Raw genomic sequence first — 19,794 nt, 5'->3', positions numbered from 1 at the left:
ATCGTGAGCGCGCGCAACCGTGAATTGTCGGGTTCGTGTGACCATGGCGCTTTCGGCCTGGGAGACGACATTGGACAGCGCAAGCGCCTTCCTGCGGGTGTTGCGGCACGAGCAATCGCTGAGCACCGCGCATCGCGCGCTGCGTCTTCGTTTTGCGCCGGCCGGGGAAACCCGGGAAGCGCTCCATGACGTCCTGCTGCCGCAGCAGATCGCCGGCAGCGAAGCCATCTGCGGCGGCATCGAGTACCGCATCGTCTGCGTGTCGAGCGATCCGGCGCTGGCGCTGAAGCAGTTCATCGCGCTGCCGGCCGAGGTACAGATCGTCACCGACCGCGGCGCCCTGCGCAGCGTCTGCGGCATCGTCACCGAGGCGCGCTGCGGCGACAGCGACGGCGGCCTGACCACCTACCAGCTCGTGCTGCGCGACGCGCTGGCGATCATGGAAAAGCGCGTCAACAGCCGCATCTTCCGCAACCGGAACGAGCTGGCCATCGTCCAGCTGCTGTTCGACGAATGGCGCCATGCGAACGCGGTGCTGGCCCGCGCCTTCGACTACGAGCTCGATCCGCTGCTCGATCTCGCGGAGTATCCGGCGCGCGAACAGACGATGCAGTACAACGAGTCCGATGCGGCTTTCGTGCGGCGCCTGCTGCGCCGGCGCGGCATCTCCTGGTGCGTGCGCGCCGGGCGCAGCCGCGGCAGCGCCGTCGACCCCGCCCACGACCGCACGCCCGCCCACACCCTGGTGCTGTTTGCAGACGCGGGCAAGCTGCCGCAGAATGCCGCCGGCACCGTGCGCTACCACCGCGACGACGCCACGGACGCCCGCGACACCATCACCGCCTGGAGCGCCGCGCGCACGCTGCAGCCCGGCGCCAGCGCGCGCCACAGCTGGGACTACAAGCATCCGGCCGGTGGCCAGTTCATGACCACCAGCGCCCGCGCCGGCTTCGACCAGGGCAGCCATGGCAATGCACTGGCGGCCAGCCTCGACGACTACCTGGTCGAGGCGCCGCACGCCGGCAACGACGCCGAGGACAGCCTGCGCCTGGGCCAGCTGCGCATGGCGCGCCATGGCTTCGCGGCCAAGTGCTTTCACGGCGAGGGCACGGTGCGCGACTTCTGCGCCGGCGAGTACTTCACGCTGGCCGGGCATCCCGAGATCGACCTTCACCCCGAAGCCGAGCGCGACTTCCTGATCACCGAGCTGCATGCCAGCGTGCGCAACAACCTGCCGGGCGACATGAACGGGCGGATCGAGCGCCTGTTGGCCCGCAGCGGCTGGGCCACGCTGTCCGGTACGGCGCCGGTGCAGATCCGCTTCACCGCCGTGCGCCGCGGCGTGCCGGTGCTGCCTGCCTTCGACGCCCGAGTCGACCTGCCGCATCCGCAGCTGCAAAGCGCACTCGTCGTCGGCCCGGCGAACGAGGAAGTCCATTGCGACAGCCTGGGACGCGTGAAAATCCGTTTTCCCGGCATGCGCACGGCGGATCACGCGCATGCGCACGGCGCCGGCGCGTCGAATTCGCCGCTCGACTCGGCCTGGGTGCGCGTCGCCTCCAACTGGGCCGGTAACGGGCCCGGCGAGCGCCAGTGCGGTGCGCTCGGCCTGCCGCGCGTGGGCAGCGAGGTGCTGGTCGCTTTCCTCGGCGGCGATCCCGACAAGCCCATCGTCCTGGCCCAGCTGTTCAACGGCGAGGCGCTGCCGCCCGCGCTGGGAGCCAGCGGCGGACTACCAGGCAACCGCTACCTGGCCGGCCTGCGCAGCCGTGAGGTGAAAGGGCAGCGCGGCAGCCAGCTGCGCTTCGACGACACGCCCGGCCAGATCAGCGCCCAGCTGGCGAGCGACCATGCGGCTTCGGAACTGAATCTGGGCTGGCTGACGCGTCCGCGCGCCGACGGCGAGGGGGAAGCGCGCGGCGAGGGCGCGGAACTGCGCAGCGAGGCGACGGTGGCAATTCGCGGCCGCAAGGGGGTGCTGATCAGCGCCGAGGCGCCGGGCGACGGCGCCGGCCGCCAGATGGCGCGCGGCAGCCTGATCGGCCTGACGGAATTGATGCAGAGCGTGGTCGACGAAATGGCGAAGCTCGCCGAGCAGCATGCGGGCGACGAACCCGGCACGGCGCGACTGGCCGACTTGGCGGACAAACTGAAGCGCTGGGATGAAGGCACGAATACTTCGCCAGGTGCGAGCGAAGGCGCGCCAATCGTCGCCGTCACCGCGCCGGCCGGCATGGTGCTGGCCAGCCAGGAGACGGTCGCACTCGGCTCGGAGAAGAGGGTCGACCTGGTCAGCGGCGGCGACCTGGCAGCCGCTGCCGGCCGCAACCTGTTCCTGCGCGCGGCGCGCGGGATCAGCGCCTTCGCCCAGGCGCTCGGCGTCAAACTGGTGGCGGGGCGCGGACACATCGCGCTCGAGGCGCACGAGGGCAATATCGAGATCAAGTCGGCCAGGCGCATCAGCCTGATCGCCTCGGAAGCCATCCACATCGAGGCGCCGCTGGTGCGCATCGTCTCGCAGGGCGCGCAGACCGAGTGGGCGGACGGCGCCATCGTCCAGCAAAGCAGCGGCAAGCAGACCGTCAGGGCGGCCGGGATCGTGCATGGCGGGCCGGGCGGGGGCACGCCGGCGACGCTGGATTTCTCCCGTTCCAACATCCAGGCCGACGAGCGTCTCGTGCTGCGCCATTTGCAGACCTACGACCCGCTTCCGCACCAGCGTTACGTCGCGCACCTGGACGACGGCAGCACGGTCAGCGGCATGACCGACGAAGAGGGCCGCACCTCGCTCGTGGATACCGCCACGCTGGGACCGGTTCGTTTCGAACTGCTGTCCTGACCGGCTCATTCGAATCAGTCCATGAGCGAACCGACCAGGCCGCTGCCGCCTCCGACACCGCTGCCCAACGGCGGCTGGGCGCTGCATTCGTTCACCTCCTCGAAAGAGCACAAGGTGCGGGGACTGGGTCTGGTGCCGCCGAACCATATCGTTCCGGTGATCGTGGTGCCGGGGATCATGGGGACTAATCTGCGGGCGCGGCGCACACCGCGTCTGTCGCGCAAGGTCGACGAACGCAATGCGGCGGCCGCGCCTGGTGGCCCGGTCTGGCGGCCGCCGAACGGCATTCAGGAAGGATATCGGGAAGCGCTGATGTGGGAGAAGCGCTCGGCCGCCGAGCGCCAGAAGCTATTCGATGGGCCTACGCTGGAAGTGGACGAGGGCGGCCCCGTTCAGTTGCAGGACGCGGTCGACGGCTTTGTGCTGAGCGAGTCGCACGCGCGCGAGCGCGGGTGGGGCGAAGTCCATGCCGATTCGTACGGCGTTCTGCTGCACGCGCTGGAGATGCGCCTGAACCAGACCTTCGGGTTCGACGACATCGGAAAGAAGCGCTTCCTGTTCCAGCACTGGAAAGACGTAATGGCGTGCGAGCCGCGGAAGTGGGGGCTGCGCGAATTCGAATCGCTGACGGAAGCGCACCTCCAGAAGCACGCGCAGCATTATTTTCCCGTGTACGCCGTCGGCTACAACTGGCTGGAAGATTGCGGGCAGTCCTCGCAGCGGCTGGAGCAGCGCATTCGCGAGATCATCGCATTCTGGACGGGGACGAAGCGGCGCTGCGACCAGGTCATCCTCGTCACGCACTCGATGGGGGGGCTGGTCGCGCGCGCCTGCGCCAGACGCATTCCCGACAAGATCGCCGGCGTCATTCACGGCGTCATGCCGGCATTCGGCGCGCCCGCCGCCTACCGCCGCATGGCCTGCGGCACCGAGACCACGAGTCCCGACAACGGGCCGCTGGACGACATCGCGGCGTCGAAACTGGCGCTGATCCTGGGCGAGACCACCGAGAAGACCACGGCCGTGCTGGCGACATCGCCGGGTGCGCTCGAACTGCTGCCGAATCACCTTTATCCGGGGCCCTGGCTGCATGTCCGCGTTTCGACCTCGCTCGGCAAGCCGCCGCCTGCGACTGGGACGATGACGGCTGTTGGCGCGGACGATGGCCAGCCTGGGGGCGATTATCTTCACTTCCCAAGCGCCACCTCTCCGAACCCCTATGACCTCTACCGGGATATGAACTCCTGGTACCGCTTGATCAACCCGGCCCTGGCCGACCCGGCTGGAAGGCATGCCAAATACAGGAACGGCGTCAAGGAGGCGATCAGGACGGCGCTCGACACCGCCGAAAATTTCCATCGATCCTTGGGCGATTTTTACCATCCGAATACCTATGTGTTCTACGGCGACGATCAGCGCAAGAGGTCGTACGGCCAGGTGCGCTGGGTGGCAAGGCAGCAGGCAGGATCGCCGACAGCCGCCACTGGGGCGAACGTCGCCGCCGCGCGCTTCATTGGCCACACGGCGCTTGGACAGCGCCGGGTGCGTCTGGAAGAAAAGGCGGATCTGCTGTTCGATATCGAGGAGCAGGATGCCCGTGGCGACGGGACGGTTCCACGCCAGTCGGGCTCCGGCCCGAGCGGAAAGGTGAAGCAGGTCTTTGCGACGCGCGGATACGACCATCAGGCATCGTACAAGCACCCGGATACGCTGCTGCTGACGCTGCGCCTCATCGTGAAGATCGTCCAGGAGATGCCGTGAAGCCCTGGCTCCGGAACGGCCTGGCCAAACTGCTGGCCGGAGTTGTCATCGTCGGAATGGCAGGCGCCTGGGCCCTAGCCGAGGTACGGGAACGGCGCGTAGCCGAACAGCGGGAAAACGATGAGGTAGCAAGGATGACCAAAAAGATGACCACGGTTTGCATCGGCAGATTCCTGATCGACTTGCCTGAAGAGACGCGTTACGAGCTGACGCAGCCACGCATCGATGGATTCGACATCTCGTCTTTCGACGAGCCGGAAGCGGACTTTCAGGTGCGCCTCGGGCAGCGCGAAGCGCGCCTGCGGGCGGCGCCAGACCAGTCTGGCGGGAGCAAGAATCTTGTGTCGGTCAAGGAGGTAAAGACAGAAAACGGTATCGTCGGCAAAATATTCGTGCACAGCCGCGTGGTCAAAGAAGGTACGCAAGCAAATGGCTTGCAGCTCGAGCGCTACCGCGACGAAAGCGTGGCCGTCGAGGCGCTGGTGCATGGACAGGGCATGAGCTTCGATGTCTCGGCCGAGCGTTACGATCCCGATCAGGTCGACAACCTGAACCAACTGGTCGCCAAGCTGGTACCGAATCCCGATAACCAGGCCCCGACTGAACCGGGCTTCTGCGTCCACCGCGCCTGGTTCCGCGATCCGCTGCCTGCAGATCAGGGCGAACAAGTCATGATGTTCGCCGGCTTGCCAAGCCACCCCGACATGCGCTTGATGCTGATCATGGGGGCCGGTCTCAAACCCGAGGAGCAGAGCCTGCTGGCGAGGAGCGCGGCCGTCGACGCGCGATTGTCCGCATTCGACAGGACGCGGGTGTCGAACCTGCGCGCAGCCCCGCGAACGATTGGGGGCGTTGCCGGCGACGAGCTGGTGACGCGCTACGCAGAAAAAAACGATGCCATCGTCTACAGCTTTTGGTGGGAGGTCAACGGCACGGTCGACAATGTCTCGATCCCGCGTCTTTCATTCACGATGGAGACCGGAAAAAGCACAAACGGACCGGTTCCCTCGTCCTTGTCGCAAGACGCCGCAATGGCGCTCTGGGACAGGATATCGTCCAGCATCCGTTTGCGCCCTGCGGCGCCACCCAAGCCGATCGCAAGCGCACCGGCCCGCGCGCCGCTCGGCACCTACGCCCGGGCCGGCGAGCGCTGCCCGGAAAGCGGCTGGTGGGCCTGCAGCGCGGGCGGCGAGGGGGGGAGGGTGCTCGGCGGCCAGCGCCAGTACATCCGCAAAGGCGAGCGCATGCCGCAAGCCTTGCTGCTGCCGCCGCAGACAATGTGGGAAAAGCTGCGCGGCGTGCAGCCGAGTTTCGAGCCGAAGACCCAGACCTCGTGGAGGCTGGTCGACAAGCGCACCCGCAAGCGCGTGCCGCCGCCGCTGCCGCTGGCCCCGGCCACGCCGGTGGCTCCCGCCAATATGACGACCGGCCCCGGCCCGAGCATGATGGCGCAGGGAGGCGTCCCGGTCGGCAGTTTTGCGGGTACCGGCATGCCGTGTCCGGCCAGCGGCTGGTGGCGCTGCGAGGATCCGCGCGCGCTCGACGGCACGCGCTGGTTCGCCCGCGGCAGCCTGCTGCCGTCGGCGACCTTCGCCGTGCCGCCCGGCGCCTTCGGGCGTTCGCCGAACGCAGCCAGGTCGATCGAACGCCGGGGCGCGTGGCAGCTGGTGCGGCTTGCCGAGGCGCCGCTGGAGGCGGGAAGCGCCGACGCGGCTTCCTGACCGCGCCCGATGCGCTCCACCATCCTCGGCTTTGCCGCCGGCGCCGCCTTCCTGCAAACCCGCGCCGCGCTGCCCGCGGGCTGGCAGGTCGCCGTCTGTTTCGTCCTTGCCCTCGCACTCCTGCTGGCCTCGCGTGGCGCCGTGCGCGGCGCGGTCGCCGGCACGCTGGCCGGCTTCGCCTGGGCCGCCTTCGCGGCGCACATGGCGCTCGCGTCCGAACTGGACAAGGCCGACGAGGGCCGCGACATCGAGGTCGTCGGCACCGTCGCCAAGCTGCCGCACGATTTCGGCCAGGGTATGCGCTTCCAGTTCGCCGTCGAGCGGGTGCTGACGCCGGCGGCCGACGTGCCGCCGACGCTGGCCCTGTCCTGGTATCGCGCCGAGGGCGACACCGTGGCGCTGCGTCCCGGCGAGCGCTGGCGCCTGAGGTTGCGCCTGCAGCGCCCGCACGGCAACGCCAATCCGCACGGCTTCGACTACGAAGCCTGGCTGCTGGGGCAGGGCATCCGCGCCACCGGCTATGTGCGCGCGGCGCCGACCAACAAGCGTCTCGACGAGTTCGTGTTCAGCGCCGGCCACCTGGTCGAGCGCGGCCGCGACCTGCTGCGCGGCCGCATCCTGGCTTTGCTCCCCGATCAACCGTATGCCGGCGTGATCGTCGCACTGGTCGTCGGCGACCAGCGCGGCATCGAGCAGCCCGACTGGGACGTGTTCAACCGCACCGGCGTCAGCCACCTGGTCGCCATCTCCGGGCTGCACATCACGATGGTGGCCGGGCTGGCAGCGCTCGCGGTGTCCTGGCTGTGGCGCCGCTCCTTCTTCACCGGCGCGCAGCTGCCGCTGCTTCTGCCCGCGCAAAAAGTGGCGGCGCTCGGCGGCGCGCTGGCCGCGCTGCTGTACGTGCTGCTGGCCGGCTACGGCGTGCCGGCCCAGCGCACCCTGTACATGCTGGCGGTCGTCGCATTCAGCCTGTGGCTGGGCAGGCTCACCAGCGTGTCGCACATCCTGTGCCTGGCGCTCGGGCTGGTCGTGCTGCTCGATCCCTGGGCCGTACTCTGGGCCGGTTTCTGGCTTTCGTTCGGCGCGGTCGGCGTGATCCTGTATGCGGGCCTGGGCCGCTCCAATGGCACGCTGCGCGGCTGGCGCGCCAGCCTGCTGCTGGCGGCGCGTACGCAATACGCTGTCACGCTCGGACTGGTGCCGCTGACGCTGCTGCTGTTTTCGCAGGTGTCCCTGGTCGGCCCGGTCGCCAACGCACTGGCCATCCCCGTGGTGAGCTTCGTCGTCACACCGCTGGCGCTGTTCGGCAGCCTGCTGCCGGCGCCGCTGGCCGGCCCCGTGCTCTGGTGCGCCCACCTGGCGCTGGCGGGGCTGGCGCAGGTACTGGACTGGCTGGCGGCGCTGCCGCTGGCCGTCTGGAGCGCACCGGCGCCGCCGCCCTGGCTGTTCGCGCTGGCGCTGCTCGGCACCGCCTGGATGCTGGCGCCGCGCGGCTGGCCGCAGCGCTGGGCAGGCGCCGCGGCCTGGCTGCCGCTGTTCCTGCTGCAGCCGGTGCAGCCCGCGCCCGGCCGGTTCAGCGTCACGGCCTTCGATGTCGGGCAGGGCATGGCACTGCTGGTGGAGACGGCGCAGCACCGCCTGCTGTATGACACCGGCCCGCGCTATGCGCCCGGCCAGGATGCGGGCGGGCGCGTGATCCTGCCGTACTTGCGGGCGCGCGGCATCCGGCGCCTGGACTTGCTGGTGGTCTCGCACAGCGACCTCGATCACGTCGGCGGCGCCGCCACGGTGCTCGCCGCGATGCCGGTCGCGGGCGTTTCCAGTTCGCTGGGCGAAGGACACCCTGTCGTCGCCGCGGCGGCACGGCACATGCGCTGCGATGCCGGCCAGCGCTGGGAATGGGATGGCGTCGTGTTCGAGATGCTGCATCCCGATCCGGCCAGCTATGCCGACGCCGGCCTGAAGGCCAATGCGCGCAGCTGTACCCTGCGCATATCGGCCGGGGGCAGGGCGCTGCTGCTGGCGGGCGACATCGAAGCGGCGCAGGAGGCGGCCCTGCTGCGCGCCGATCCGGAGCGGCTGCGCGCCGACGTCCTGCTCGCACCCCATCACGGCAGCGGCACCTCGTCCACGCCGGCTTTCCTGGCGGCGGTCAGGCCGGCGATCGGGGTGTTCCAGGTCGGGCACCGCAACCGTTATCGCCATCCGAAACAGGAAGTGTTCGAGCGCTACGCCGAACTGTCCATCGCGCGCCTGCGCACCGACGAGGCGGGCGCGATCCGTTTCGAGTTCGGCGCGCAGATCGACGTGCGTGAATACCGCCGCGAGCATCCGCGCTATTGGTACGGCCGCTAGCCGGTTTGCGCCAGCGGCAACACGATCGCTACCCGCAGGCCGCCGCCCTCGCGATTGATTGCTTGGATCGTGCCGCCATGCGCGTGCACGACGCGCTCGGCGATCGCCAGGCCCAGGCCGTGGCCATCGACGTCGTTGGCCGACGGGTTGGGGCGGAAGAAGGGCTGGAAGATGGTCGGCAGGTGGCCGGGGGCGATGCCGGGGCCGCGGTCGAGCACGTCCAGGTGGACATTGCGCGCGTCGGCGCGCAGGCGCAGTTCGACGACCCCGCCGGCGCCGCCATGCTTGACGGCGTTGCGCACCACGTTCTCGAGCGCGCGCCAGAGCAGGTCGGGCGCGCCGCGCACTGTCAGCGGCCCCTCGCCCTCGACGCTGACGTCGATTACCAGTCCGTCCGGCCCCGCCTCGAAGCGCGCGTCGCCCGCGACGCCGTCGACCAGCTCGCCCAGGTCGACCAGCTCGTCCTTCGGCAGATCCGGGCTCGCTTCCAGCCGCGACAGCGTGAGCAGTTCGCCCACCAGCTTATCCATGCGCACGCTTTCGCGCTCGATGCGTTCGAGCGAGGCGGCGATGTTGTCGGGCCGCTGGTGCGCCAGGCCGATCGCCGCCTGCAGGCGTGCCAGCGGCGAGCGCAGTTCGTGCGAGACATCGTGCAGCAGGCGCCGCTGGCCGTCCATCAGGGCGCGCAGGCGCGCGCTCATGCGGTCGAAGTCGCGCCCCAGGTCGTTCAGTTCGTCGCCGCCGCTGCTCTTGCTGGCGGCGAAGCGCGGCGCCAGGTCGCCGGCGGCGGCGGCCTCGAAGGCATTGCGCAGGGCGCGGATCGGGCGCGAAAAATACCAGGCCAGGAGCGCGGCGAACAGCAGGCTGACGATCAGGCTGGCCAGCAGCGGAATCGGTTTGCTGAACGGCCAGCCGGGGCCGAAGGGGCCGCGCCCGCGCTCGCCATGCGGGTAAGCGGGGCCGGCTTCCGGCGGGCCGGGACGCGCCGCGGGCAGGCCGCGGCTGTCGCCGCCGGCCGGTTCGCCGTGGGACGCGCCGCCCAGCGCGCCAGGCTGCCCGAGGCGCGCGGCGCCGGAACGCGCCTGGCGCGGCACGAACGCCAGCAGGCGCTGGCCGTCCGGCGCGACCAGCTCGCGCACGGGCCGGAACGGGTGCTCGGCGTGCATCTCGCGCCGCGCCTGGGCAAGTACCGTGGGGGCGATCTCGCGCCCGAGCAGTTCGCGCCCGGTGGAATCGACCACGTAGACGGTATGGCGCGTCATCTGCGCGACGATCTCGCGCAGCGCCGGCAGCCCGCCGTATTTCAGGGCGACCGCGCTTGCGTCGAGCAGAAACCCGGCTGGCGGGCCGGTCTCGATGCTGGAGACGGTGGTCGACAGGCGCGCCTGTTCGCGCAGCCAGAAATAGCTGCCGATGCCGACCGCCGCCGCCACCTGCGCCAGCAGGATCGACAGGAAGAACTTCCAGAACAGCTGTCCCGCGGGACGCCCCAGCGTGCCGGCCATGGTCACACGCGCAGCAGCTGGTAGCCGAGCCGGTAGACGGTCTGCAGCGGCGAGCGGCCGTCGTCGAGCGTGCCGAGCTTGTGGCGCAGGCTGGAGAGGTGGACATCGATGTTGCGGTCGAAGCGCGCCAGCGGCCGGCCCAGGCCCTGTTCGGACAATTCGTTCTTGCTGACCGGGCGGCCCGCGTGGCGCGCCAGCACTTCCAGCAGGTTGAATTCGGTGCTGGTCAGCTCGAGCTTGGCGCCGTCCCAGGTAGCGCGGCGCTGCTCGGGCAGCACCGTCAGCTTGCCTACGGTGAGCACGACGCCGGCATTGGCGTCGGGCTGGGCATCGTGGGTGCGGCGCAGGATGGCGCGCACGCGCGCGGTCAGTTCGCGCGGCGTGCAGGGTTTGGTGACGTAGTCGTCGGCGCCCAGTTCCAGGCCCAGGATGCGGTCGGCGTCGTCGCCGCGGCCGGTCAGCATCAGCACGGGGATCTTGCTCGCAGCGTTACTGCCGGCGCGGATGCGGCGCAGGGTGTCGATGCCGTTCAGGGCCGGCATCATCACGTCGAGGACGGCGATCGCATGGCGCCCGCTCAGGGCTTCGCGCGCGCCGCTGGCGCCGTCGTGGGCGCAGGCGACCGTGAAGCCTTCCTGCTCCAGGTATTCGGTCAACATGGCGACGAGCTCGGTGTCGTCGTCGATCAGCAGCACACTATTCATCGTCGGGATGATAGCGCAGGCGTGCGCACGGCTGCGTGCTCGAACGCGGCCTTTACCGATCTTTACAAGCAGGGCCGACTATAGGTGTTTCCCTCTAAAGGAAGTTCGCTTGGGGGCGGGGCACATTACAATCGGGGCTTCCTGTCGAGCTTTCCGCGCCTTTCCATGACCAAGCCTTTACTCCACTTCTGCCACGGTAACAGCTTCCCTTCCGGTACCTACCGCCAGATGCTCGACAGCCTGCGCGCGCACTACGACGTGCACATCACCGACATGGTCGGGCATGACCCGCGCTTCCCCGTGGGCGACGGCTGGAGCGGCCTGGTGGACGAGCTGATCGCCGAACTGGAAGGCCACGGCCGCCCGGCGATCCTGGTCGGCCATTCGCTCGGCGGCATGCTGAGCACGATGGCGGCGGCGCGCCGGCCCGACCTGGCGCGCTGCGTGGTCATGCTCGACTCGCCCGTGGTGGCGGGCTGGCGCGCGCTGGCCTGGCGCCTGGTCAAGCTGCTCGGCAAGGGCTCGCGTTTTTCGCCGGCGCGCTTTTCCGAACGGCGCCGCAACGTGTGGCCCGATCGCGCCGCTGCCTACGATCACTTCATCTCCAAGGAGATCTTCCGCGCCTGGGCCCCGGGCGTGCTCGACGAGTACCTCGACGTCGGCCTCAAGCCGCACCCGGACGGCGTCCAGCTGCGTTTCGACCGCGCCGTCGAGACGGCCATCTACAATTCGCTGCCGCACCACATGGGCGAAGTCATCCGCCACGATTTCCCGGTGCCGGTCGGCTTCATCGGCGCGAACAACTCGGAAGAGCTGCGCCAGGCCGGCGTCGCCTCCACGCGCAAGCTGGTCGGCGAGAATTTCGTGATGACCGAAGGCGGCCACTTGTACCCGATGGAGCACCCGCAGCGCGCCGCCCAGCTGACCCACGAGATGATCAGGCGCCTGCTCGGCAAGCGCATTGAAGCAACCGCAATGCTGGCTGAAGGTTAAGACTGCAAGGGGCTTTTCGCGTAAAATCGCGGGATTCCAAGCAATCCTGAAAGAAGCGAGCATGGCAATCAAGAGCGACAAATGGATCCGCCGGATGGCGGAAGAACACGGCATGATCGAGCCCTTCGCGCCCGGCCAGGTGCGCGAAGAAGAGGGCCGCCGCATCATCTCCTACGGCACCTCGTCGTACGGCTACGATATCCGCTGCGCCGACGAGTTCAAGGTCTTCACCAACATCAACAGCACCATCGTCGACCCGAAGAACTTCGATTCGAATTCCTTCGTCGACGTGAAGAGCGATGTCTGCATCATCCCGCCGAACTCCTTCGCGCTGGCGCGCACCATCGAATACTTCCGCATCCCGCGCAACGTGCTCACCGTCTGCCTCGGCAAGTCGACCTATGCGCGCTGCGGCATCATCGTCAACGTGACGCCGTTCGAACCGGAATGGGAAGGCTATGTGACGCTCGAGTTCTCGAACACGACGCCGCTGCCTGCAAAGATCTATGCCGGCGAGGGCTGCGCCCAGGTGCTCTTCTTCGAATCGGACGAAGTCTGCGAGACCTCGTACAAGGACCGCGGCGGCAAGTACCAAGGCCAGCGCGGCGTGACGCTGCCGAAGACTTGATACGGTTTCGCAAGGCAGGTCTTCGTTCTTGTATCATTTTCTAGCGGGAGGCCGTCATGGCCGATTGCAGCAGCGGCGGCTGTTCCACTGACAAGCCGCCGGTCGACTCCCGGTATCGGCGCGTCCTCTGGATCGCGCTCGTCGTCAACGCGCTCATGTTCGGCGTCGAACTGCTTGGGGGCTGGGCCGCGGGCTCGGTCGCGCTGCTGGCCGACGCCGTCGATTTCCTCGGCGACGCCGCCAACTACGGCATGTCCCTGTTCGTCCTCGGCCTGCTGCCCATCTGGCGTTCGCGCACCGCGATGGTGAAGGGGGCGACCATGGGCGCCTACGGCGTCTTCGTCATCGGCGCCGCCCTGGTGCACCTGGCGTCCGGCATCGTGCCCAAAGCCGAAACGATGGGCGCGATCGGCCTGGCCGCCCTGGCCGCCAACGCCTTCGTCGTGGCTTTGCTGTTTGCCTTCCGCAAGGGCGACGCCAACATGCGCTCGGTCTGGCTCTGTACCCGCAACGACATGATCAGCAACCTCGCCGTGCTGGCCGCGGCGCTCGGCGTGTGGCAGGCGGGCAGCGGCTTGCCGGATCTCTTGGTGGCCTGCGTGATGGGCGTGCTCGGCCTGACGGCGGCGCGCAGCGTGATCGTGCAGGCGCGGGCGGAGATGAATGCCGGGCCGAACGTGGAGTTGACGCGCACGTAGGGTGGGCGGGAGACCCGCCCACCCTGCAACGAAAAAAAAGAGGAGCCGGCGGCTCCTCTTTTCGTATCAGGACAGACGACGCATCAATCCTGCCGCACGCAATCCACGAAGTAATCGCGCTTGCCGTCGACTTCACGCTTGACCAGCCCATGCACGTCCGTCTCGAAGCCCGGGAAGCGCTCGTTGAAGTCGCGCGCGAAGCGCAGGTAGTCGACGATGGTCTTGTTGAAGCGCTCGCCCGGGATCAGGAGCGGGATGCCCGGCGGGTAAGGCGTCAGCAGGATGGCGGTGGTGCGGCCTTCCAGGTCTTCGATGGCGACGCGCTCGATGTCGCGGCGCGCCATCTTGGCAAACGCATCCGACGGCTTCATCGCCGGCACCATGTCGGACAGGTACATCTCGGTCGTCAGGCGCGCCACGTCGTACTGCTTGTAGAAGGTGTGGATCGAGGTGCACAGGTCGCGCAGGCCGCGGGTTTCGTAGCGCGGGTTGGCGGCGGCGAACTGCGGCATCACGCGCCACATCGGCTGGTTCTTGTCGTAGTCGTCCTTGAACTGCTGCAGGGCCGTGACCAGCGTGTTCCAGCGGCCCTTGGTGATCCCGATGGTGAACATGATGAAGAACGAGTACAGGCCGCACTTCTCGATGATGACGCCATGCTCGGCCAGGTACTTGGTCACGATCGAGGCCGGGATGCCGGTCTCGCCGAACTTGCCGTCCAGGGACAGGCCCGGCGTGACGATGGTCGACTTGATCGGGTCGAGCATGTTGAAGCCTTCGGCCAGGTTGCCGAAGCCGTGCCAGTCGTCCTCGGCGCGGATCATCCAGTCCTTCTGCTCGCCGATGCCTTCCTCGCCTTCGACGTCCGGGCCCCAGACCTTGAACCACCAGTCTTCGCCGTATTCGGCGTCGACCTTCTTCATGGCGCGGCGGAAGTCGAGCGCTTCCAGGATCGATTCCTCGACCAGGGCGGTGCCGCCCGGCGCTTCCATCATCGCGGCGGCGACGTCGCAGGAGGCGATGATCGAGTACTGCGGCGAGGTCGAGGTGTGCATCAGGAAGGCTTCGTTGAAGGCATCCTGGTCGAGCTGCACCGATTCCGATTCGCGCACCAGCACCTGCGAGGCCTGCGACAAACCTGCAAGTAACTTGTGCGTCGACTGGGTCGAGAAGATCATCGACTGCTTGGCGCGCGGGCGGTCGCGGCCGATCGCGTGCATGTTCTTGTAGAAGTCGTGGAAGGTCGCGTGCGGCAGCCAGGCTTCGTCGAAGTGCAGGGTGTCGATGCGGCCGTCGAGCATCTCGCGCAGGACTTCGACGTTGTAGACCACGCCGTCGTAGGTCGACTGGGTGATCGTCAGGATGCGCGGCTTCTTGTCCTTCGCTTCGCGCGCGAACGGGTTCGCCTCGATCTTGCGGGCGATCGATTCGGGCGTGAACTCTTCGAGCGGGATCGGGCCGATGATGCCGAGGTTGTTCCGGGTCGGCATCAGGAAGACGGGGATGGCGCCGCACATGATGATCGAGTGCAGGATCGACTTGTGGCAGTTGCGGTCGACGACGACGATGTCGCCCGGCGCAACAGTCGAATGCCAGACCATCTTGTTCGAGGTCGAGGTGCCGTTGGTGACGAAGTAGCAGTGGTCGGCGCCGTAGATGCGGGCGGCGTTGCGCTCGGACTTGGCGACCGGGCCGGTGTGGTCGAGCAGCTGGCCGAGTTCCTCGACCGCGTTGCAGACGTCGGCGCGCAGCATGTTCTCGCCGAAGAACTGGTGGAACATCTGGCCGACCGGGCTTTTCAGGAAGGCGACGCCGCCCGAGTGGCCCGGGCAGTGCCACGAGTAGGAGCCGTCGTAGGCGTAGTTGACCAGCGCGCGGAAGAAGGGCGGCGCCAGCGAGTCGAGATAGGCTTTCGCTTCGCGGATGATGTGGCGCGCGACGAATTCCGGCGTGTCCTCGAACATGTGGATGAAGCCGTGCAGCTCCTTCAGGATGTCGTTCGGGATGTGGCGGCTGGTGCGGGTTTCGCCGTAGATGTAGATCGGGATATTCGAATTCTTGTGGCGGATCTCCTGCACGAAGGCGCGCAGGCGGGTCAGCGCCGTGTCGGTTTCCTCGAACGAGCCGCCGCCGAATTCCTCATCGTCGATCGACAGCACGAAGGCCGAGGCGCGCGACTGCTGCTGGGCGAACTGCGACAGGTCGCCGTAGCTGGTCAGGCCCAGCACCTCCATGCCTTCTTTTTCCATCGCGGCGGCCAGGGCGCGGATGCCGAGGCCCGAGGTGTTCTCGGAACGGAAGTCCTCGTCAATAATGATGATGGGGAAACGAAATTTCATTGACAGCTCCAATGCGAAGCGCCGTGGGGGCAAGCCGGGCCTGGGTCAGGGGGCTTGCCAACACGGCACCGAAAAATAAGAAGCGGATTTTCGCAGAAAATCCACTGCCCGGTGTACATTTTTTTATAAGAGTATCGGGATGCGCCAGGGTATGGCGCACATCAGTGCCCGCTCGGGCAGGATCGCGGCCCTAGCGCGGCGGGCGCGGGGCGAAGCGCTGGAACAGGGCCATCAGCACGACGGCGCCGGCCGCCGCGGCGAAGGGCGCGACCAGCATCGGCATCGGCTCGGCGCGCAGGCCGGCGAATACGCCCAGCGTCAGCCCGAAGGCGGCCACGGCACAGGTGGCCGTCAACAGCCAGGTGCGGCGCGCCAGCAGGGCGACGGCGGCCAGCGAGATCGCGATCTGCTGGGCCACCGAGGCCAGCATCCACTGGCGGTGGCGGTGCAGGGCCTGATCCGATTTGCGGTTCCACTCGCGCGAGGAGGCTTCCCAGCGCTCGGCCTCCTTGCGGATCTCTTCCTTCTCCAGGCGGTAGCGCTCGACCTCGCGGGCGTAGCGCGTCCGGTCGACGCCGGGGATGCCGGTCGCCAGCTCGGCCAGGTTCTGCTTGGCCGACTTGGCCTGGTAATGGCTCCAGGCATTGGCGGCGCTGGTCTTGTCGATGGCGGCATTGCTCTTGAAGAGCGAGGCCTCGTTGTGGGTGCTGCTGCCGAGGAAGCCGAACAGGGTGCCGATGGTGGCCAGCACCGCGATCAGCACCGCGACCTTGCCGGCGAAGCCGTCGCCGGCGCGGATGGGCCGGCTCAGGGGCTGGTTCATACAGCGCCTTTCCGGCGCTCGTAGGTCACGAAGGCGTAGTCGTAGCCCTGCTTTTCCGCACGATGGGTCTCGCGCACCGTTTCGATCCAGACGGCGGGGTCGATCGGCGGGAAGAAGGTATCGCAGTCGAAGCGGTGCGCAATCTCGGTGACGATCATGCGGTCGGCGATGCTGATGGCGGACGCGAAGATCTGGGCGCCGCCGATGATGCTGGCCGCCTCGTTCTTGATGAGCGCGATGGCCGCGTCCAGCGAGGCGACGGCGTCGACGCCCTCATGGCGCCATTCCGGATTACGGGTGACGACGATGTTGCGCCGGCCCGGCAGCGGCCGGCCGATCGAATCGAAGGTCTTGCGGCCCATGACGATCGGCTGGCCGAGCGTGACGCGCTTGAAATGGGCCAGGTCTTCGGGCAGGTGCCAGGGCAGCTTGTTATCGATGCCGATGCCGCGCTGCGCGTCGATTGCCACGACCAGGGTCAGGCGGCTCATCGGGCATGGCCTGGACGGCGGAGGAAGGGGGCGAGCGCGCGCATGACGGTAGTCCTGTTCAAGTGACGAATGAGGGGAGGGCAGATGGTGTCGCGAGTGGGGCAGTGTGTCAAGTTTCTTCTGCGCGCGACAGTGGCAAGGTTCGAACGCTGCCGGGATCCGCGCCTCCATCAGTACACATCGAACAGGCCCTCACCTTCCCAGCGCGGCAGCGAATGCGCTGCCTGCGCCGACACCGCCTTCGCCGCATAGCCATCGCCCAGCTTCGCCACCAGCCGCGGAAACGCGCGGCAGTAAGTCGACTGGATGCCGGCCAGCCGCGCCAGGTGGCGGTACTCGACCACCATCTCCGCGGGCACGGCATCGAGTACCCGCCGCACGCGGACGCGCCAGTCGTCGTCCCAGGGCTGCTCCAGCACGCCGAGCATACGCACCGCGTCGCCCGTGCGGATCGCGCCGCCACTCAGGACCCGCGCCAGCACGCCGCGGCGCGCGCCGAGGCGCCTGGCAAGACCGGGCCGGATCGCATCGAGCTGGCCGCAGGCTTCGCACTGGAACATGATCCGCAGGCGCAAGCTCTCTCCGACCTGCAGGACGGTGCCGGAAGCGAGACAGCTTGTATCGGTATCGAGCAGGAGGTTTTCGCGCAGTGCATGCGCAGGGAGACCGAGCTCCTCGTATGCCGCGCTGCCGGCCAGCAGCAGCTGGCGCGGCGAGCGCGCGTCCGCGTGGAGGTCGCCGGCGATGCCGATGCCGGCCAGCACCTGCAGGCTGTCGCTGGACACGGGCGGCTGGCCCTTCACCGCGCGCGAGGCGAGGCGGACAAGGCGGACGAGGGGGCCCGCGCTCACACGCTCACACCGCCACCGGCGCCTTGATGCCCGGATGCGACTCGTAGCCGACGACCTCGAAGTCCTCGTAGCGGTAGTCGAACAGCGAGTCCGGCTTGCGCTTGATGACGAGTTTCGGCAGCGGGAAGGGCTCGCGCGACAGCTGGAGTTCGGCCTGTTCCAGGTGGTTCGAATACAGGTGGCAGTCGCCGCCCGTCCAGACGAAGTCGCCCACGTCCAGGCCGGCCTGCTGCGCCATCATGTGGGTCAGCAGCGCATACGAGGCGATGTTGAAGGGCACGCCGAGGAAGATGTCCGCGCTGCGCTGGTAGAGCTGGCAGGACAGCTTGCCGTCGGCGACATAGAACTGGAAGAAGGCGTGGCAGGGCGGCAGCTTCATTTGCGGGATGTCGGCCACGTTCCAGGCGGAGACGATCATGCGGCGCGAGTCCGGCGTATTCTTGATCTGCTCCAGCACCTGGGCGATCTGGTCGATATGTCCGCCGTTCGGCGCCGGCCAGTTACGCCACTGATAGCCGTAGATGGGGCCGAGGTCGCCGTTCGCATCGGCCCATTCGTCCCAGATCGAGACGCCATTGTCCTTCAGGTAGGCGATGTTGGTCGATCCCTGGAGGAACCAGATTAGTTCATGGATGATCGACTTCAGATGCACCTTCTTGGTGGTCACCAGCGGAAAACCTTCGGCCAGGTCGAAGCGCATCTGGTGGCCGAACACGGACAGGGTGCCGGTACCGGTGCGGTCGGTCTTGAGCGCGCCGTGCTCTTTCACATGGCGCATGAAGTCGAGGTATTGGCGCATTGCTGTCCTTCGGTGCTGTTTATCTGATCCAACCTGCTATTTTAACGTATTTGCAAACAGGGCCAGGGCTTCGCGCAGGCGCGCTTCCGGCACCGCCAGCAGGTTGTCGCCGACGTACAATTCGAAATAGCTGGTGCCGGGCAGTACACCGTGCGAGATGCGGTTGAACAGCCAGATGCCGTGGCGTTCGGCCAGCTCCTGCCGGATCGCCAGCGCGCGCTCGCGATCCACCGGCAGGTGCAGGTGCAGCATGTTGGCGGCGGGTTTGGCCGGGTTGACGCGGATCTCCGGGTGGGCGGCGAGCAGCGCGTACAGCAGCTCGGTGCGGCGGAAGTAGTCCGGCATGGCGGCCAGGCGCGCGTCGAACTGCATGGCGGCCGACACCACGTAGGGCGAGCGGTGGATCACGTTGCCGCCCTGGCGCCGGAACCATTCGGCGGCGCGGTCGACGAAGGCTCGGGTGCCGAGCAGCAGCGCGCCGCCTAGGCCGCCGATGCCCTTGTACAGCGACAGGTAGACGGAATCGAAGCCGGCCGCGATCTCGCGCGCGCTGCGGCCGAAGCCCGCCTGCGCTTCCCACAGGCGGGCTCCGTCCATGTGCAGGTGGATGCCGTGCTCCTTGGAGTAGCCCTTGATGGCTTCCAGTTCGTCCCAGGGCGTCACCTGGCCGCCGATCTCGCGCATCGGGATCTCCATGCCGACTGCGCCCAGGCGGTCGGGCACGGCCTTCACATCCCCCAGCGTCCAGGGGCGGGTGCGCTCGCCCACCTGGAGCGCATCGAAGTGGCCGAGCATCTGGTAGTTGGAACGTTCGTGCACGAAGATGTGCGAGGTCGGGTGCAGGGCGGCGGGTGCGTTGCCGCGGTCGGCGCAGGCCAGGCGCAGGGCCGTCACCTGCGCCATGGTGCCGCTGACGCAGAAGACGGCTGCCTCGAAACCTAGCAGGGCGGCGACCTTGTTCTCGAAGCTCTCGATCAGGGCGCCGGCGCCGTAGACGTCGTGTTCGATGCCATGGCGTTCGCACCAGGCGGCCATGGCGGCGTACATGTCGGCAGGCGTGCGGGCGCGGTGGCCCGGGAAGACAGTGTCGCAGCGGCGGATGAGTTCAGCGTCGGTCAAGATGGGCTCCAGGGATGGGGCACAACTTTACACCGAATGGTGACTTATCGGAATGACCGGGAACGCGTTTGTAGATACCGTCTTGCCCGTCAAGCCTCACATCGCAAATGTTGGATCGTAAGGCTTGCCGGTGTAGACGACACCGAAGCAAAGATGTGCCAGTTTGCG

Annotated in this window: 15 protein-coding genes; 7 read left to right on the top strand and 8 right to left on the bottom strand. The window is 67.9% G+C overall.

The features are described 5' to 3' along the window. Positions 1-70 precede the first annotated feature (70 nt). The 4 genes from ASF77_RS22830 to ASF77_RS22815 are packed head-to-tail and all read left to right on the top strand — an operon-like array spanning position 71 to position 8,676. Positions 71-2,839, top strand: a complete 2,769-nt coding sequence (locus tag ASF77_RS22830; protein ID WP_056345383.1) for a type VI secretion system Vgr family protein — start codon at positions 71-73, stop codon at positions 2,837-2,839. 21 nt (positions 2,840-2,860) lie between these two features. Further along, on the top strand, positions 2,861-4,600 hold the full coding sequence (locus ASF77_RS22825) for a triacylglycerol lipase (RefSeq protein ID WP_056345380.1): 1,740 nt from the start codon (positions 2,861-2,863) through the stop codon (positions 4,598-4,600). Further along, positions 4,597-6,321 carry a T6SS immunity protein Tli4 family protein gene (locus tag ASF77_RS22820; RefSeq protein WP_156648998.1) on the top strand — a complete coding sequence of 575 codons (1,725 nt, stop codon included), beginning with the start codon at positions 4,597-4,599 and terminating at the stop codon, positions 6,319-6,321. Before ASF77_RS22825 ends, ASF77_RS22820 begins: the two co-directional genes overlap by 4 nt. 9 nt (positions 6,322-6,330) lie before the next feature. Beyond that, a complete protein-coding gene (locus ASF77_RS22815) occupies positions 6,331-8,676 on the top strand; it encodes a DNA internalization-related competence protein ComEC/Rec2 (protein WP_056345374.1) in 2,346 nt (781 codons plus the stop codon). On the opposite strand, the gene ASF77_RS22810 is transcribed toward ASF77_RS22815, so the two are convergent. Together ASF77_RS22810 and ASF77_RS22805 are read right to left on the bottom strand one after the other, a co-directional pair. Beyond that, positions 8,673-10,181, bottom strand: coding sequence for an ATP-binding protein (locus tag ASF77_RS22810; protein ID WP_056345372.1), 1,509 nt, complete (start codon positions 10,179-10,181; stop codon positions 8,673-8,675). The genes ASF77_RS22815 and ASF77_RS22810 overlap by 4 nt on opposite strands. Positions 10,182-10,183: 2 nt before the next feature. Continuing rightward, entirely contained in the window at positions 10,184-10,885 is a 702-nt protein-coding gene (locus tag ASF77_RS22805; RefSeq protein WP_056345369.1) for a response regulator transcription factor, read from the bottom strand. A 165-nt stretch (positions 10,886-11,050) separates the two neighbouring features. Between ASF77_RS22805 and ASF77_RS22800 the strand changes: the two genes are divergently transcribed. The 3 genes from ASF77_RS22800 to ASF77_RS22790 all read left to right on the top strand — a co-directional run bounded on the left by ASF77_RS22800 (position 11,051) and on the right by ASF77_RS22790 (position 13,204). Further along, positions 11,051-11,878 carry an alpha/beta fold hydrolase gene (locus tag ASF77_RS22800; RefSeq protein WP_056345364.1) on the top strand — a complete coding sequence of 276 codons (828 nt, stop codon included), beginning with the start codon at positions 11,051-11,053 and terminating at the stop codon, positions 11,876-11,878. 61 nt (positions 11,879-11,939) lie between these two features. Next, a complete protein-coding gene (gene dcd, locus ASF77_RS22795) occupies positions 11,940-12,506 on the top strand; it encodes a dCTP deaminase (RefSeq protein ID WP_056345362.1) in 567 nt (188 codons plus the stop codon). A gap of 56 nt (positions 12,507-12,562) precedes the next feature. Next, positions 12,563-13,204 carry a cation transporter gene (locus ASF77_RS22790; RefSeq protein WP_056345359.1) on the top strand — a complete coding sequence of 214 codons (642 nt, stop codon included), beginning with the start codon at positions 12,563-12,565 and terminating at the stop codon, positions 13,202-13,204. 83 nt (positions 13,205-13,287) lie between these two features. Here the strand turns inward: ASF77_RS22790 and ASF77_RS22785 are convergent, their stop codons facing one another. From ASF77_RS22785 to ASF77_RS22760, 6 genes are all read right to left on the bottom strand, one after another. Further along, positions 13,288-15,543 carry an arginine/lysine/ornithine decarboxylase gene (locus ASF77_RS22785; RefSeq protein ID WP_056345356.1) on the bottom strand — a complete coding sequence of 752 codons (2,256 nt, stop codon included), beginning with the start codon at positions 15,541-15,543 and terminating at the stop codon, positions 13,288-13,290. A gap of 190 nt (positions 15,544-15,733) precedes the next feature. After that, positions 15,734-16,366: a DUF4337 domain-containing protein gene (locus ASF77_RS22780; protein ID WP_056345353.1), complete on the bottom strand. Its 633-nt coding sequence runs from the start codon at positions 16,364-16,366 to the stop codon at positions 15,734-15,736. Further along, on the bottom strand, positions 16,363-16,857 hold the full coding sequence (locus tag ASF77_RS22775) for a dihydrofolate reductase (protein WP_056345349.1): 495 nt from the start codon (positions 16,855-16,857) through the stop codon (positions 16,363-16,365). The genes ASF77_RS22780 and ASF77_RS22775 overlap by 4 nt, the downstream gene beginning before the upstream one ends. A 170-nt stretch (positions 16,858-17,027) precedes the next feature. After that, positions 17,028-17,642, bottom strand: coding sequence for an MOSC domain-containing protein (locus tag ASF77_RS22770; RefSeq protein WP_156648997.1), 615 nt, complete (start codon positions 17,640-17,642; stop codon positions 17,028-17,030). Between the two features lie 70 nt (positions 17,643-17,712). Next, on the bottom strand, positions 17,713-18,507 hold the full coding sequence (gene thyA / locus ASF77_RS22765) for a thymidylate synthase (RefSeq protein WP_056345344.1): 795 nt from the start codon (positions 18,505-18,507) through the stop codon (positions 17,713-17,715). Between the two features lie 36 nt (positions 18,508-18,543). Further along, positions 18,544-19,626 carry a low specificity L-threonine aldolase gene (locus tag ASF77_RS22760; protein WP_056345341.1) on the bottom strand — a complete coding sequence of 361 codons (1,083 nt, stop codon included), beginning with the start codon at positions 19,624-19,626 and terminating at the stop codon, positions 18,544-18,546. Positions 19,627-19,794 lie beyond the last annotated feature (168 nt).

The sequence above is a fragment of the Massilia sp. Leaf139 genome (genome assembly GCF_001424165.1).
Taxonomy (GTDB): domain Bacteria; phylum Pseudomonadota; class Gammaproteobacteria; order Burkholderiales; family Burkholderiaceae_D; genus Telluria.
The sequence above is the reverse complement of the archived record's forward strand: the minus strand, read 5'-3'. Positions and strand labels throughout refer to the sequence as shown.

Coding starts and splice junctions, on each gene's coding strand:
- ASF77_RS22825 (WP_056345380.1), top strand. CDS start 2,861: ATGAGCGAACCGACCAGGCCGCTGCCGCCTCCGACACCGCTGCCCAAC.
- ASF77_RS22815 (WP_056345374.1), top strand. CDS start 6,331: ATGCGCTCCACCATCCTCGGCTTTGCCGCCGGCGCCGCCTTCCTGCAA.
- ASF77_RS22810 (WP_056345372.1), bottom strand. CDS start 10,181: ATGGCCGGCACGCTGGGGCGTCCCGCGGGACAGCTGTTCTGGAAGTTC.
- ASF77_RS22805 (WP_056345369.1), bottom strand. CDS start 10,885: ATGAATAGTGTGCTGCTGATCGACGACGACACCGAGCTCGTCGCCATG.
- ASF77_RS22800 (WP_056345364.1), top strand. CDS start 11,051: ATGACCAAGCCTTTACTCCACTTCTGCCACGGTAACAGCTTCCCTTCC.
- dcd (WP_056345362.1), top strand. CDS start 11,940: ATGGCAATCAAGAGCGACAAATGGATCCGCCGGATGGCGGAAGAACAC.
- ASF77_RS22790 (WP_056345359.1), top strand. CDS start 12,563: ATGGCCGATTGCAGCAGCGGCGGCTGTTCCACTGACAAGCCGCCGGTC.
- ASF77_RS22785 (WP_056345356.1), bottom strand. CDS start 15,543: ATGAAATTTCGTTTCCCCATCATCATTATTGACGAGGACTTCCGTTCC.
- ASF77_RS22780 (WP_056345353.1), bottom strand. CDS start 16,366: ATGAACCAGCCCCTGAGCCGGCCCATCCGCGCCGGCGACGGCTTCGCC.
- ASF77_RS22775 (WP_056345349.1), bottom strand. CDS start 16,857: ATGAGCCGCCTGACCCTGGTCGTGGCAATCGACGCGCAGCGCGGCATC.
- thyA (WP_056345344.1), bottom strand. CDS start 18,507: ATGCGCCAATACCTCGACTTCATGCGCCATGTGAAAGAGCACGGCGCG.